This is a genomic window from Rathayibacter festucae DSM 15932 (genome assembly GCF_004011135.1).
Classification (GTDB): domain Bacteria; phylum Actinomycetota; class Actinomycetes; order Actinomycetales; family Microbacteriaceae; genus Rathayibacter; species Rathayibacter festucae.
In genome coordinates, this window is the sequence record NZ_CP028137.1 from 141,651 (window position 1) to 156,566 (window position 14,916).

Sequence of the window (14,916 nt, forward strand, 5' to 3'; positions counted from 1 at the left end):
CTCTGACGAGACACCCTGTTTTCCGACAAGGAGAAAACATTGCTCGACGTAACAACTTTTGACGAGCTGCGCATCGGCCTCGCGACGGCCGATGACATCCGTCGCTGGTCGCACGGTGAAGTGAAGAAGCCCGAGACCATCAACTACCGCACCCTCAAGCCCGAGAAGGACGGTCTGTTCGGCGAGCAGATCTTCGGACCCTCGCGCGACTGGGAGTGCTCCTGCGGCAAGTACAAGCGGGTCCGCTTCAAGGGCATCGTCTGCGAGCGCTGCGGCGTCGAGGTCACCAAGTCCTCGGTCCGCCGCGAGCGGATGGGCCACATCGAGCTCGCCGCCCCCGTCACCCACATCTGGTACTTCAAGGGCGTGCCCTCGCGCCTCGGATACCTGCTGGACATGGCGCCGAAGGACCTCGAGAAGGTCATCTACTTCGCGGCGTACATGATCATCGACGTGGACGACGACGGCCGTCACGCCGACATGCCCGGCCTCGAGAACGAGCTCCGGCTCGAGATCAAGACCCTCTCGGACCAGCGCGACTCCCGCATCGCGGACCGCCTGGCGCGCCTCGAGACCGACCTCGCCGCCCTGGAGGCGGAGGGTGCGAAGAGCGACCAGAAGCGCCGCACCAAGGACGGCGCCGAGAAGGAGATGGGCCAGATCCGCAAGTCCTTCGACGAGGACATCGCGCGACTGGAGAGCGTGTGGGAGCAGTTCCGCACCCTGAAGGTCGGCGACCTCAAGCCCGAGGACGCCGTCTTCAACGAGCTCGTCGACCGCTACGGCGTCTACTTCGAGGCCTACATGGGCGCCGAGGCGATCAAGAAGCGCCTCGAGCAGTTCGACCTCCAGGCCGAGGCCGAGACGCTGCACCTGCAGATCGCCGAGGGCAAGGGTCAGAAGAAGATCCGCGCCATCAAGCGCCTGCGCGTCGTCAACTCGTTCCTCGCCACCGGCAACTCGCCGGCCGCGATGGTCCTCGACGTGGTCCCGGTCATCCCGCCGGAGCTGCGCCCGATGGTCCAGCTCGACGGTGGCCGCTTCGCCACCTCCGACCTGAACGACCTGTACCGCCGCGTCATCAACCGCAACAACCGCCTCCGCCGCCTGCTCGACCTCGGTGCCCCCGAGATCATCGTGAACAACGAGAAGCGCATGCTCCAGGAGGCGGTCGACGCCCTCTTCGACAACGGCCGCCGCGGCCGTCCCGTCACGGGCACCGGCAACCGCGCCCTGAAGTCCCTGAGCGACATGCTCAAGGGAAAGCAGGGTCGCTTCCGCCAGAACCTGCTGGGCAAGCGCGTCGACTACTCGGGCCGCTCGGTCATCATCGTCGGACCGCAGCTCAAGCTGCACCAGTGCGGTCTGCCCAAGCAGATGGCGCTCGAGCTGTTCAAGCCGTTCGTCATCAAGCGCCTGATCGACCTGTCGCACGCGCAGAACATCAAGGCCGCCAAGCGCATGGTCGAGCGCTCGCGTCCGCAGGTCTGGGACGTGCTCGAGGAGATCATCCGCGAGCGCCCCGTCCTGCTCAACCGCGCGCCCACCCTGCACCGACTCGGCATCCAGGCCTTCGAGCCCCAGCTGGTCGAGGGCAAGGCGATCCAGCTGCACCCGCTCGTCTGCGCCGCGTTCAACGCGGACTTCGACGGCGACCAGATGGCCGTCCACCTGCCCCTGTCGGTCGAGGCCCAGGCCGAGGCGCGCATCCTGATGCTCGCCTCGAACAACATCCTCAAGCCCTCCGACGGCCGTCCGGTCACCCTGCCCACGCAGGACATGATCATCGGCCTGCACCACCTGACGACCATCCGCGAGGGTGGCGCCGGTGAGGGACGCGCGTTCTCCTCCGTCTCGGAGGCGATCCTCGCGAAGGACCAGGGCTCGCTGCACCTGAACTCGAAGGTCCGCATCCGCATGTCGGACGTGTACTTCGCTCAGGGTCAGACCCCCGAGGGCGTCGAGATCGACGACAAGGGCAAGGTCACCGCGCCCGTCCTCCTCGACACGACGCTCGGCCGCGCCCTCTTCAACGAGGCGCTGCCGGTCGACTACCCCTACTTCGAGCAGGTCGCCGACAAGACGACCATCTCCGGGATCGTCAACGACCTCGCGGAGCGCTACCCGAAGGTGGAGGTCGCCGCCTCGCTCGACCGCATCAAGGACGCCGGCTTCTACTGGGCCACCCGGTCCGGTGTGACCGTCGCCCTCTCGGACATCCTCACCCCGCCCTCGAAGCCCGTCATCATCGCGGGCTACGAGAAGAAGGCGGCCAAGGTCGAGTCCGAGTACGACAAGGGTCTGACCACCCAGGCGGAGCGTCGCCAGGAGCTCGTGAAGATCTGGACCGAGGCGACCGACGAGGTCGCCAAGGCGATGCGCGCGAACTTCCCGATCGACAACACGATCAACCGCATGGTCACCTCCGGTGCCCGTGGTAACTGGCTGCAGGTGCGCAACATCGCCGGCATGCGCGGTCTGGTGAACAACCCGAAGGGCGAGATCATCGCCCGACCGATCATCTCCTCGTACCGCGAGGGACTGTCGGTCGCCGAGTACTTCATCGCCACGCACGGTGCCCGCAAGGGTCTGGCCGACACCGCGCTCCGCACCGCGGACTCGGGCTACCTGACGCGTCGACTCGTCGACGTCTCGCAGGACGTCATCATCCGCGAGGACGACTGCGGCACGACCAAGGGCCTCGACCTGCCGATCATGCTCCAGGACGCCACCGGCGCCTGGATCCAGGACTCGAACGTCGAGAACTCCGTCTACGCCCGCTCGCTCGCCACCGCGGCGACGAACGAGGCCGGCGAGGTCGTGGCCGAGGCCGGCGAGGACGTCGGCGACGTCCTCATCGAGAAGCTCGTCGGTGCCGAGGTGCGTCACATCAAGGTGCGCTCGGTCCTGACCTGCGAGTCGGCCGTCGGCGTCTGCGCGGCCTGCTACGGCCGCTCGCTCGCCACCGGCAAGCTCGTCGACATCGGAGAGGCCGTCGGCATCATCGCGGCCCAGTCGATCGGCGAGCCCGGCACGCAGCTCACGATGCGCACCTTCCACACCGGTGGATCGGCCTCGGCCGACGACATCACGCAGGGTCTGCCCCGCGTGCAGGAGCTCTTCGAGGCCCGCACCCCCAAGGGTGCGTCGCCGATCGCGGAGGCCGCCGGTCGCATCACGATCGAGGACACCGACCGGGCCCGCCGGGTCATCCTCCAGCCGGACAACGGCGACGAGGCGGTCATCTACCCGGTGCTCAAGCGCTCGCAGCTCCTCGTCGAGGACGGCCAGTCGGTCGTGCTCGGTCAGCAGCTGCACGTGGGAACGGTCGACCCCAAGGAGGTCCTGCGCGTGCTGGGCGTCCGCGAGGTCCAGAAGCACCTCGTCGGCGGCGTCCAGGGCGTCTACCGCTCGCAGGGCGTTCCGATCCACGACAAGCACATCGAGGTCATCGTCCGGCAGATGCTCCGCAAGGTCACCGTCGTCGACCACGGCGACACCGACCTGCTGCCGGGTGAGCTCGTCGACCGCTCGCGCTACAGCGAGGTCAACCGTGCGGCTCTGACCGAGGGCAAGCGGACCGCGTCCGCCCGCCAGGAGGTCATGGGAATCACCAAGGCCTCGCTCGCGACCGAGTCGTGGCTGTCGGCCGCGTCCTTCCAGGAGACCACCCGCGTCCTGACGCAGGCGGCCATGGAGGGCAAGCGCGACCCGCTGATGGGCCTCAAGGAGAACGTGATCATCGGAAAGCTGATCCCGGCCGGAACGGGTCTGCCCCGCTACCGGAACGTGTCGGTCGAGGCGACGGAGGAGGCGAAGGCCGAGCGGTACCCCAACCGCATCTTCGCCGACGACGCCGCGTTCAGCGACGCGGACCTCTCGTTCGTCGACTTCGACTCGTTCTCGAGCGACGGCTACGAGCCCGGCAACTACAGCTGAGCACGGTCTGAGTGACGAAGGGCCCCGCCGGGAGACCGGCGGGGCCCTTCGTCGTCCACGGCACCGTGAGGGACGACGACGCGCGACGGCGGCCTGCGCGGCACGCGGTGAGGGCACCCTGACTGGGGGTCCGTCGATTCCCGACAGAGAGCCCGAACGGGGGCGTCCGGGTGATTGACTTCTGGGACGTTCGTCCGGACGATCCCCTGAACCCGCTCAGCAGGGGTCGCGGCGGTGAGGAAACGTGCGGATGAGAGTCCTGATCGCCGTGCTGGCCGCCCTTCTCGTGGTGGTCGGTGCCGTCGTCGTGCCGTCGGGCACCGCGGTCGCCGCGGCCGCCGCCACAGCCCCTCCGCCGGCGAGCTGCGGCATCGCCGAGCTCGCCCCGGTCCTCCCGGGCGACGACGTCGAGTCCACGGCGGCGGCCTCGCTGGTGCCGATCCTGGTGCTGCACGGCTGGCTCGGCACCGCGACGCACGACGAGTCGCGCACGGGCGCGTTCTCGCACCTGGTCGACCTGATCGCCACCAACGGCGTCGACCAGCCGGTCACCACCTCGCAGCGCTCGCTCATCGGCGCGTTCCAGGACACCGAGGGCGCCGTCGTCTACACCTTCGACTACCGCGATCTCGCGGCCCGCTGGGTGACCGATCCCGGCATCGCCGACGCCCTGGCCTCCTCGATCGCCTGTCTCACCGCGGCGACCGGCCACCGGGCCGTCGTCGTCGCCCACTCGATGGGCGGCCTCGCCGCGCGCCAGGCCCTCAGCCAGAGCGTCGACGGTGTGCCGGTGGAGTCGATGGTGCGCGAGGTCGTCACCTTCGGCACGCCCAACACCGGCTCGGACCTCGCCCTCCGCCTCGGGCAGATCATCGACTCCACCGGCACGGTCAGCCCCGCAGTGGTCGGCGGACTCGAGCCGCAGTCGCGCCTCGGCATCTCGGCGCTGCTCGCCTCGTGCGGCGCGGCGGCCTCGGAGGACGCGGGCAACGCGGGGGAGTGCACGGGCATGCCCATGATCGACGCGCTGTCGTCGCAGGCGGGGATCGCCCTGCGCACCGGCTCCACGCAGCTCGCGGCCCTGCCGCCCTGGCCGGAGAGCGTCCGCGTGGTCTCGCTCGCCGGCGACATCCGGGTGACCATCGCCTCGGTCCTGGGCTCGCGGACGGGCTCGGTGTCGCTCGGCGACATCATCGTCGCGCCGCCGTCGGCCGAGGCGGGCGTCGACGACTACGTCGTGTCGACCTGCTACTACACGCTCCTGTCGATGCCGGACGTCCCGTCGGTGCTCGCGGAGCTGAACCCGATGGCGCGGCTGGGCGACGCGCTGCGCTTCTCGGCGATGGTGGTCGCCATCGACGCCAGCCCCTGCCACCACGCCAAGCTGATGCGCAACGTCGAGCTCGCGGGCCACGCCGAGGCGGAGGTCGCCGGCGCGGTGGCGGACGAGCTCGGCATCCCGCGCCTCGGCGCCGTGCGCGCGGGGCAGCACCTCCTGCCGCCGTCGGACGAGCCCCGCCGTCCCTTCCGCCCCTGATCGGCGGGACATGATGTCCGGAGTTTTGACGTGACCCTGATCGAGCGCCTACGGTCGAGATCGGCCGAAGGGGCGGCCGCCTGGGGGACAGGCAGCGCGGCTCGCGCGGCTCGCACGCCGAGCGCGAGCCGCGCCCGTCCCCGCGCGTCCGGCTGCCTCTGTGACCTCCCGAGTAGCCGATGTGCGCGACGACTGTCGGCGATCGTCTACGCTCGGGTGCACCGGGGACGCCGAAGCCGCCCCGCTCACCCGCCTCCGGAGGCACGATGGGCACCGACACCCCGCCCGAGGTCCCGCCGCGACCGGCCCGACTCAGCCGCGAGCAGGTCCGGACCCGGCTGCTCGACGCCGCCCTCGCGGTCGTCCGCGCGGAGGGCCTGCGCGTCGGCGTCTCGCACCTGCCGCTCGAGGACGTCATCCGCTCCGCCGGCGTGCCGCGCAGCACGGTCTACCGGATCTGGCCCACCCGCCAGGCGTTCTACGACGAGCTGGTCGCGGCGATCCCCGAGCGGATCCTCACGGCCCGGCTCGACCCCACCTCGCTCACCGCGGGGGACGCGTACCTGCACCGCCGCCTCGCCGAGCAGCCGACTCCCGAGCAGATGCGCGAGATCCTCGTCGCCTCGCTCACCGTCGCGATCGAGGCCAACTACGACAACGTGTTCGCCTCGCAGCACTGGCGCAACTTCGTCGCCCTGATCGGTGCGGTCGACTCGCACTCGGAGTCGGCCCGCGTCGCGATCCACGAGGCCCTGCACTCGCGCCAGGTGCACTTCATCGAGAACATGGCGAAGTACTACCGGCACACCCTCGCCGAGGCGGGCCTGCGCCTGCGCTCGGGGCGGGAGGAGGAGTACGCCGTGCTCGCCTCCGCCATCTCCTCGTTCATCGAGGGACTCTGCGTCGCCCGGATCGCCGCGCCCGAGCTGGTGACCGGACCGATCGATCCGGGCCGGCCGGGCTCGCCCTCGCTCGTGGTGGCGGGCGCGCTGATGCTGATCGACGGGTTCTGCGAGCCCGTGCCGCCGGAGCCGACGCCCACCGGGTCCGCGCCGGCGGAGGACGCCGCGCTCTAGCGGTCGGCGGGAGGCTCGTCCTCGGCGACCGGCTCGAGCATCCCGTCGACGATCGAGCGGATCGTCCAGGCGGTGAGGCTCCACTCGACCGGCTCGCCGTCCAGGCCGGGCGCCGTGACGACCGCGTCGAGCTCGTCGTCGAGGAGCCGCCCGCGGTGCACCAGCCCGTCCGTGACGATCGCGGTGAGGTGCGCGAGCTGGAGCGTGGTGAAGCCGGGCCGGAGCGAGGCGCTGAACTGGTCCAGGACGTCCTGGTAGTAGTCGCGCAGCCGCTGGCTGAGCATCGTCTCGAGCCGGCGGGCGGTCGCGCGCACCGCCTCGCGCGCAGGGCCCTCCTCCATCGAGAAGGTGCAGGCCAGCAGCGCGTTGTAGGAGGACCAGTCCACTGAGGCGCGGAGGGTCTCGACGCTCGAGTTCGCGCCGATGCGGATCATCTCCCAGGCCACCTGACGGCGGCCCGCCGCGGTGCCGAGGTGGGCGGAGGAGCGCTCGTAGACCTCGGTCATCGCCCGCTGGGCGTCGGGATCCGCGCCGTCGGCGAAGCGGTCAGCGACGAAGATCTCGCCGATGAGGTCGGCGACGAACTCCTCCCGCGTGCTCCAGATCCGGTAGACCGAGCTGCGCGGCACGGCGGCCAGGCGGATGTACTCCTCCATCGGCAGGTGGGCGAAGCCGACCGTGAGCCCGTGGGCCGAGATGACCTCGCGGGCGGCGCGGAGCATCCGGGTCCGCACCTGGTCGGCGGGGATCCGGGTCGAGCGGAGGGCGGTCTCGTCGGAGTCGTTCATCGTCACGGAGACTAGCCCTCCTGGGCGGAGTGCGAGCAAGGAGCGGGCCCGGCGGGGATGCGCTGATCGCTGTCGGGACGGAATGTCCCGTGCGTGGCTCGGCCGGTCCTCCTTTCGCTACGGTTCGATCCAGGACGGACCCGACCGTCCTTGCAAGGGGTTTCCGTGGCGGAATTCGAGAAGTTCGCTGTGACCGTGGTGAGCGGTCTGTCCATCGAGCGCGCAGCGCTCGCGGCCCTCCTGGCCGACGTCCTCCCGCACCTCGGTGCCGCGGACCCGGACGCCGCCGAGGCGGACACGATCGCGGTCCTCGACCTCGACCGGGTCGCGCCCGAGGTGCTGACCAGCACGCTCGCGGCGGTCAGCGCGCGGCATCGCGGCCTGGTGGTGCTGTCCGCGTCGGACTCGCTCGAGGCCGTCCGCGCGGTGCTCCGCCTCGAGCGCACCGCCTTCGTCTGGAAGGGCGACGAGCCGGGCGAGCTCGTCGCGGCCCTGGTGTCGGTCGCGTCCGGCCGCTCCTGGATCTCGGAGGCGGCGCGGCACCGCTTCCTCGCCGCCGGCGAGCACCGCCGGCCCGTGCTCAGCCGGCAGGAGAGCCGCGTCATGCGCTCCTACGGGTCCGGCACGGCGGTCAAGGACGTCGCCCTCGACATGCGGATCGCCGAGCACACCGTGCGCACCTACATCAAGCGGATCAAGGCCAAGTACCTCGACGCCGGCATCGCGCTGGAGTCACGGGTCGACTTCTATCGCCACCTCGACGGGCACGACGTCGCGATCCGCAACGGCCGCGACCGGGTGCGGCCCGGCCTGCAGGAGGCGGGCGGCGGCGCGCGAGGCGAGGTCGCCTCGTGAGGCGAGCAGGATCGCGTTTCCGCTCCCGCGCCCCTCGGCGTAGCTGAGCGGACCGACGGCGGCGACCACCGGGAGCACGCGCTGCACCTCCCGCCGGAGCCGCCGCAGCCGCCGGTGATCGGCGTCGTCAGCGACGTTGACTGCGAGCAGGCCGCCGCCCTCGACCAGCCCGGCGAGACGGCCGAGCACCTCGGCGCGGTAGAAGGGCTCCGGGATCTCGTCGCCGTCGTAGACGTCCAGCACGACGAGGTCGGCCGGCGGCACGGCGAGGGGCGCGGCGGCGTCCGCGGTGACGCTGCGCAGCCTCGTCCGCCTGGGGAGCGGTGCGTGCGCCAGCACGAACTCGACCAGCCCGGCGGCGCGCTCGACGACCGTCTGCTCGGAGCCCGGCCGGGTCGCAGCGACGTGGCGCGCCAGGGCCAGCGCCCCGGCGCCGAGGTGGAGGACCGTCACGGGGACGCCCGGCGGCGCGAGCGCATCGACCACGGCGCCGAGCCGGGCCAGGTACTCGAGGCCGAGCTGCTCCGGCGCGCGGAGGTCGATCAGGGACTGCTCGGAGCCGTCGATCTCCAGCACCAGCGAGCCCTCGCGGATCGGGTCGGGCTCGAGCGAGACCAGTGCCCCACCGGGGAGACGGGCGGAGGGAGGCACTCGCCCACGCTAGCGGGCGCTCCCGCCTCGCGCCGGACCGCGGCCGCGGCTACGGTTGCAGCCATGGCCGCCCTCATCCTGCTCGACGTCGACGGCGTCCTGAACCCGTCCGTCTCGAGCGACCGCGCGGCGGGCGGCCACCGGCTGATGCTCGAGCCCGAGCGCGAGGAGCTGGTGCGCCGCCTCGCCGCCGTCGGCACGATCGTCTGGGCGACCACCTGGCCGCCGAAGCTCACCTCGGTGCTCGCGGACGATCTCGGACTGCCGGCCGGCACCGAGGCCATCGTCTTCGGCGGCGGACTCCCGCGCGACCCGCGCTTCCCCGGGCAGACCGGCAAGCTCCAGCCCGTCGCCGTCTGGCTCGAGCAGGCACGGGACAGGTTCGCGATCGACGCCGTCGTCTGGATCGACGACAACCTCCGCGGCGACGCCGTCGACTGGGCGCGCGAGCAGGAGACGCCGTTCCACCTGATCGTGCCCGAGTCGGCCGCCGGTCTGACGGCGGACGAGGTCGCCGGCGCGGAGTCGTTCCTCGCGGATCTCGGTGCCCGGCCGGCGTCACACGGCGACATCCGGGAATAGCGGTCCCCCTCCCGCTGGTTGGGTGGAGGGTGCGGACGCGTGCGATCGATCGCCGTCCGCTCCTCCCCACCCCACCGAACCGTGCGCGGCTCCGGCCGCGATCCGGTCGTGAGACACCGCGATGCACCGAAGGAAAGACACTGTGACGCTCCTCCCCGCCCGCACCTCGCTGCGCGTCCTGCTCGGCACGACCGCGGCCGCCGCCGCCCTCGTCCTCGCCGGCTGCGCCCCCGCCTCCACCGACGACGTGGTCTCCGGCTCCAGCGACGACAGCACCGCCTCGACCGCCTCCGGGCTGACGCTCGCCGAGGTCGAGGAGTCCGGGAAGCTGACCATCGGCACCGAGGGCACCTACTCCCCGTTCTCCTTCCACGCCGACGGCGGCACGGGCGACCTCACCGGCTACGACGTCGAAGTGATCACCGCGGTCGCCGAGAAGCTCGGCGTCGAGCCGGAGTTCGAGGAGACCCAGTGGGACGCGATGTTCGCGGGTCTGGACGGCGGCCGCTTCGACGTGATCGCCAACCAGGTCTCGATCAACGACGAGCGCAGCGCGAAGTACGACTTCTCCGAGCCGTACTCGGTCAGCCCCGGCGTGGTCGTCGTGCCGGCCGACGACACCGAGATCACCTCGCTCGACTCGCTCTCGGGCAAGACCACCGCGCAGTCGCTCTCGAGCAACTGGTACACGCTCGCGCAGGACAGCGGCGCGACCGTCGAGGGCGTCGAGGGCTGGGCCCAGGCCGTCGCCCTCGTCGAGCAGGGGCGCGTGGACGCGACCCTCAACGACCGCCTCACCTGGCTGGACTGGTCGACGACCTACCCCGACCAGGCCGCGGGCCTCAAGGTCGCCGTGACGACCGACGACAGCTCCTCCAGCGCCTTCACCTTCCCGAAGGGCTCGGACGACCTCGTCGCCGCGGTCGACGGCGCCCTCGACGAGCTGCGCGCCGACGGCACCCTCGCCTCCATCTCCGAGCGCTACTTCGGCGCCGACGTCTCCCAGTAGGAGCATCATGCTGTTCGAGTAGCCCGCGCAGCGGGCGTATCGAGATCCACCGTCACCGGGACGCGAGTCCGCAGACCACCGTCCCGGACACGGTGGGTCTCGATACGCCCCTCCGGGGCTACTCGACCAGCATGTGGACTGCTCGCCGCAAGGCCGAGCGGTTCCGAGAAATGCGTGCCAGCATTTCTCGGGAGCGGACGCGACCCGCTCTGCTCACGCGCCAACTCGAGAAGCCGACCGCGGTCTTCTTCCGCTTCAGAGGAAGAAGACACAGCAGCACCGCATGCGTGCCAGCATTTCCCGGAAGCGGACCGGACCCGCTCCACCCACGCATCCACCTCGACATGCCGACCGCGGTCTTCTCCCGCCCAGGCGGGAGAAGACAATGGAACTCTTCGTCAGGTCGTTCTGGCCGATCCTGTCGGGCGGCATCGTCGGCACGATCCCGCTGGCGCTGTCGAGCTTCGTGCTCGGCCTGGCCCTCGCGCTGGCCGTCGCGCTGATGCGCCTCTCGCGGGTGAAGGTCCTGGCCTGGATCGCCCGCGCATACATCTCCGTGATCCGCGGCACGCCGCTCCTGGTGCAGCTCTTCGTGATCTTCTACGGCCTGCCCAGCCTGGGCGTGAAGATCGACCCCTGGCCGAGCGCGATCATCGCCTTCGCGCTCAACGTCGGCGGCTACGCGGCCGAGGTCATCCGCGCCGCGATCCTCAGCGTGCCCAAGGGGCAGTGGGAGGCGGCGCACACCATCGGCATGGGCCGCGGTCTCGCCCTGAGGCGGATCATCCTGCCGCAGGCCGCGCGCGTCTCGGTGCCGCCGCTCTCCAACACGTTCATCTCGCTGGTCAAGGACACCTCGCTCGCCTCGCTGATCCTGGTGACCGAGCTCTTCCGCCAGGCGCAGAAGATCGCCACCGCCTCGAGCGAGTTCATGCTGCTCTACCTCGAGGCCGCCCTCATCTACTGGCTCATCTGCCTCGTCCTCTCCAGCGGCCAGAGCCTCCTCGAGAAGCGATTGGACCGCTATGTCGCCCGTTGACGCCCCCTCCGGCACCGCCGGCCGCCCCGCGGACGGCGACCGCCCCGTCCTCCGCGCCACGGGGCTGCGCAAGTCCTTCAGCGGCGTCGAGGTCCTCCGCGGCATCGACCTCGAGATCCGCCGCGGCCAAGTGATCGCGCTGATCGGCCCGTCCGGCTCGGGCAAGACGACGGTGCTGCGCTCGCTGAACAGCCTCGAGGTCCCCGACGGCGGCGTCCTCGAGCTCGCTGACGGCTCGGTGCTCGACTTCGGCGGGCCGGTCGGCAAGCGCGCGCTCACCGCGCTGCGCGACCGCTCGGCGATGGTCTTCCAGCACTTCAACCTCTTCCCGCACCTCACCGTCCTGCAGAACGTCACCGAGGGTCCGCTTCGCGTCCAGCGTCGCCCGGCGTCCGAGGTGGTCCCGGAGGCGGAGGCGCTGCTCGAGCGCGTCGGTCTCGGTGGCCGCGGCGGCGCCTACCCGTTCGAGCTCTCCGGCGGCCAGCAGCAGCGCGTGGGCATCGTCCGCGCCCTCGCGCTCCGGCCCGATCTCCTGCTCTTCGACGAGCCGACGTCCGCGCTCGATCCCGAGCTGGTCGGCGACGTCCTCTCGCTGATGCGCGAGCTCGCGAGCGAGGGCTGGACGATGCTCGTCGTCACGCACGAGCTGGAGTTCGCCCGGCAGGTCGCCTCCGAGGTCGTCTTCATGGCCGACGGCGTGGTCGTCGAGCGCGGCACCCCCGCGCAGATCCTCCGCGAGCCGCAGGAGCCGCGCACCCGTCAGTTCCTGCACCGCCTGCTGCACCCGCTCGAGTAGCGCACCGGCCCGCGGCGGCGTCCCCCGTCCCGGGGTGGGCGCGGCGGTCGCTCGTCCCGCGCGGACCCGTGCCTAAGCTGTCGGAGTGACGGGGAACAGCGAAGCCGAGACCACGCGGATGCCGACGACGGGCGACGGCACCGAGCCGACCCGGGAGTACGTCTGGCCCGAGCCGGAGCCGGGCGGCCGACGTCCCGCGACCGGCGCCACCGCCGTGCAGGAGGCGCAGCCCGCGTCGCCGTCCCCGCTCGGCTCCGTCGAGCCGGAGCCGGAGCCCGCCCGCCGGAAGGGCAACCGCCTCGCCGGCCTGGCGATCGCCCTGCTCACCACCGCGGTGTTCGCCGCCCTGTACCTCGTCGCCCTCACCGCGATCCGCGTGCTGATCGACGCCGTCGAGGGCGACCCCGTGGCGATCGCGCTCGCGCAGGGCCCCACGGCCGTCTTCCTCCTCCCGGTCGCCGCCTTCTTCGCCGGACTCGCCCTGATCGTGCTCGCGGTCAACCGCGCCGGCTGGTGGGCCTACGTCCTCGGCGGCTTCTTCGTCGCGCTGCTCGCCGGCGCCGCCGCCCTCGTCGGCGCCTGGTCCGCGGTCGGTGGCTTCGCCGTGCCGCAGGACCGCACCGCCGTCGTCGACTTCCTCCGCGACCCCGCGACCCTCCTCGCCGTCGCCGCGGCCGCAGTGCTCGCCCGGGAGGTCAGCGTCTGGGGCGGGAGCCTCATCGCCGGCCGGGCGCGCGGGGTGAAGCGCCGCAACGCCGAGCGCGACGCCGCCGCGCAGTCGTGACGGCCGCCGGCCCGGGGGAGCAGGGCCGCGGCGCGGGCCTGGGCTACGGCATAGCCCTCGCGGCGTTCGCGTCCTTCCTCTACCTCGCCCTGGTGGTCTGCGCGTTCGGCGTGCTCAGCCTGCTGCTGGACCAGGACGTCGTCCCCGAGCGCGACGCCGGCCCGATCCTCGGCCCGGTCGTGGTGGCGGTCTGCGTCCTCGCCGTCCTCGTCTCGATGATCACACTCGCCGCCCGGCCCGGCGTCAGCCGCCTCGTCGGCCCCTCGCTGCTGACGGCGGTCGTCGTCTACGCGCTCTTCCTCCTGGTCGGCGGCGCGATCTACGGCCTGGGTCTGGGGGAGCCGGGCGCCATCCTCCGCTTCGTCGTCGACCACGCCGCGACGCCGTTCGCGATCGCCGCGGGCGTGCTGGCCGGAGCGGTGCAGATCCTCTTCCTCGCGATGCTCGCCCGCCGCGACGCCGGCGGCGGGACCCCGCACTGGGGCTGGGAGGGCGACGAGCGCGAGTGAGGCTCCCGGGCCGCGTTCTCTCCCAGGGCGAACGCCGTCCGGTTGACCGCCCCCGTCACTCCCCGTAATATTCTTTGGGTGTGCGCTTTGTCGTGCGCTCGTGTCGTGCCTCCGGGCCGGCGCAGTGCCGCGCTTCGCTCCACCGGGTCCGCGAGGACCCGCGGGTTCGTCCGATCGGGCGGCCCCCACGGCATACCCCTCCTCCTCCAGGTCTCCGCTCGTCGGCGCCGAGAGGGAGTCGGGTCCAGATGAACTCGGCCGTCCCGGAGACGGGCAGGCCGAATGTCGACCATCGATCCGCTGTCACCGTGCAGCATTCAAGGAGCAAATCAGTGCCAACGATTCAGCAGTTGGTCCGAAAGGGACGCACGCCGAAGGTCACCAAGACCAAGGCGCCCGCCCTGAAGGCCAACCCCCAGCAGCGCGGCGTCTGCACGCGCGTCTACACGACCACGCCCAAGAAGCCGAACTCGGCCCTCCGCAAGGTGGCCCGCGTGAAGCTCTCCAACGGCACCGAGGTCACGGCCTACATCCCCGGTGAGGGCCACAACCTCCAGGAGCACTCGATGGTGCTCGTCCGCGGCGGTCGTGTGAAGGACCTCCCCGGTGTCCGCTACAAGATCGTTCGCGGCGCCCTGGACACCCAGGCCGTCAAGAACCGCAAGCAGGCTCGCAGCCGGTACGGCGCGAAGATGGAGAAGAAGTAATGCCTCGTAAGGGACCCGCTCCTAAGCGCCCCGTCGTCGCAGACCCCGTCTACGGCGCCCCGGTCGTCAGCCAGCTCGTGAACAAGATCCTCCTGGACGGCAAGAAGGGCCTCGCCGAGCGCATCGTCTACGGCGCGCTCGAGGGGGTCTCGACCAAGAACGGCCAGGACGCCGTCGTCACGCTCAAGAAGGCGCTCGACAACGTCCGTCCGACCCTCGAGGTCCGCAGCCGCCGCGTCGGCGGCTCGACCTACCAGGTCCCCGTCGAGGTCAAGCCGCACCGCGCCAACACCCTCGCCCTCCGCTGGCTCACCAGCTACGCGAAGGCCCGTCGCGAGAAGACGATGACCGAGCGTCTCATGAACGAGATCCTCGACGCGTCGAACGGTCTGGGCGCCGCTGTCAAGCGTCGCGAGGACACCCACAAGATGGCCGAGTCGAACAAGGCCTTCGCGCACTACCGCTGGTAGCGCACCCCGCGCCCGCCCCCGGCGAGCGCGACCCCCGGTCCCGCGGCGCGCGCCTGAGTGCGTGCGCCGCGGTCCCGGACCCGGCGGCGGATCCTCGGATCCGGCGTGGACGGGCGACCGCCACCATCACGATCCCAGCCGATCGGCCATGAACCCGTTGCGCTGGCTCCATCA

13 protein-coding genes are annotated in these 14,916 nt (G+C 71.5%); 12 read left to right on the top strand and 1 reads right to left on the bottom strand.

The features are described 5' to 3' along the window. Positions 1-39 precede the first annotated feature (39 nt). The 3 genes from C1I64_RS00670 to C1I64_RS00680 all read left to right on the top strand — a co-directional run bounded on the left by C1I64_RS00670 (position 40) and on the right by C1I64_RS00680 (position 6,552). Complete coding sequence (locus C1I64_RS00670; RefSeq protein ID WP_123445025.1) at positions 40-3,939, top strand: DNA-directed RNA polymerase subunit beta'; 3,900 nt, start codon at positions 40-42, stop codon at positions 3,937-3,939. 250 nt (positions 3,940-4,189) lie between these two features. Then, positions 4,190-5,476, top strand: a complete 1,287-nt coding sequence (locus C1I64_RS00675; RefSeq protein ID WP_127885904.1) for an esterase/lipase family protein — start codon at positions 4,190-4,192, stop codon at positions 5,474-5,476. A gap of 266 nt (positions 5,477-5,742) precedes the next feature. Beyond that, on the top strand, positions 5,743-6,552 hold the full coding sequence (locus C1I64_RS00680) for a TetR/AcrR family transcriptional regulator (RefSeq protein WP_127885905.1): 810 nt from the start codon (positions 5,743-5,745) through the stop codon (positions 6,550-6,552). Here the strand turns inward: C1I64_RS00680 and C1I64_RS00685 are convergent. Further along, positions 6,549-7,340 (bottom strand): hypothetical protein, encoded by a 792-nt coding sequence (locus tag C1I64_RS00685; protein WP_127885906.1) that lies wholly within the window; start codon positions 7,338-7,340, stop codon positions 6,549-6,551. The two genes, C1I64_RS00680 and C1I64_RS00685, sit on opposite strands and share 4 nt — an antisense overlap. Before the next feature lie 165 nt (positions 7,341-7,505). Here C1I64_RS00685 and C1I64_RS00690 point away from each other — a divergent pair, with 165 nt between their 5' ends. The 9 genes from C1I64_RS00690 to rpsG all read left to right on the top strand — a co-directional run bounded on the left by C1I64_RS00690 (position 7,506) and on the right by rpsG (position 14,742). Then, the gene (locus tag C1I64_RS00690) at positions 7,506-8,195 is read left to right on the top strand and encodes a LuxR C-terminal-related transcriptional regulator (protein ID WP_127885907.1); all 690 of its coding nucleotides are present in this window, start codon (positions 7,506-7,508) and stop codon (positions 8,193-8,195) included. 714 nt (positions 8,196-8,909) lie between these two features. Then, a complete protein-coding gene (locus C1I64_RS00695; RefSeq protein ID WP_127885908.1) occupies positions 8,910-9,428 on the top strand; it encodes an HAD domain-containing protein in 519 nt (172 codons plus the stop codon). A gap of 142 nt (positions 9,429-9,570) precedes the next feature. Beyond that, entirely contained in the window at positions 9,571-10,437 is an 867-nt protein-coding gene (locus tag C1I64_RS00700; RefSeq protein WP_372487839.1) for an amino acid ABC transporter substrate-binding protein, read from the top strand. Between the two features lie 385 nt (positions 10,438-10,822). Then, a complete protein-coding gene (locus C1I64_RS00705; protein WP_123702092.1) occupies positions 10,823-11,476 on the top strand; it encodes an amino acid ABC transporter permease in 654 nt (217 codons plus the stop codon). After that, entirely contained in the window at positions 11,463-12,272 is an 810-nt protein-coding gene (locus C1I64_RS00710) for an amino acid ABC transporter ATP-binding protein (protein ID WP_127885909.1), read from the top strand. The genes C1I64_RS00705 and C1I64_RS00710 overlap by 14 nt, the downstream gene beginning before the upstream one ends. An 85-nt stretch (positions 12,273-12,357) precedes the next feature. Next, a complete protein-coding gene (locus C1I64_RS00715; RefSeq protein WP_127885910.1) occupies positions 12,358-13,056 on the top strand; it encodes a hypothetical protein in 699 nt (232 codons plus the stop codon). Continuing rightward, on the top strand, positions 13,053-13,565 hold the full coding sequence (locus C1I64_RS00720) for a DUF6121 family protein (protein WP_123445035.1): 513 nt from the start codon (positions 13,053-13,055) through the stop codon (positions 13,563-13,565). The genes C1I64_RS00715 and C1I64_RS00720 overlap by 4 nt, the downstream gene beginning before the upstream one ends. Positions 13,566-13,897: 332 nt before the next feature. Further along, the gene (gene rpsL, locus C1I64_RS00725) at positions 13,898-14,272 is read left to right on the top strand and encodes a 30S ribosomal protein S12 (protein ID WP_011186743.1); all 375 of its coding nucleotides are present in this window, start codon (positions 13,898-13,900) and stop codon (positions 14,270-14,272) included. Then, positions 14,272-14,742 (top strand): 30S ribosomal protein S7, encoded by a 471-nt coding sequence (rpsG, locus tag C1I64_RS00730; RefSeq protein WP_056037355.1) that lies wholly within the window; start codon positions 14,272-14,274, stop codon positions 14,740-14,742. Before rpsL ends, rpsG begins: the two co-directional genes overlap by 1 nt. Positions 14,743-14,916 lie beyond the last annotated feature (174 nt).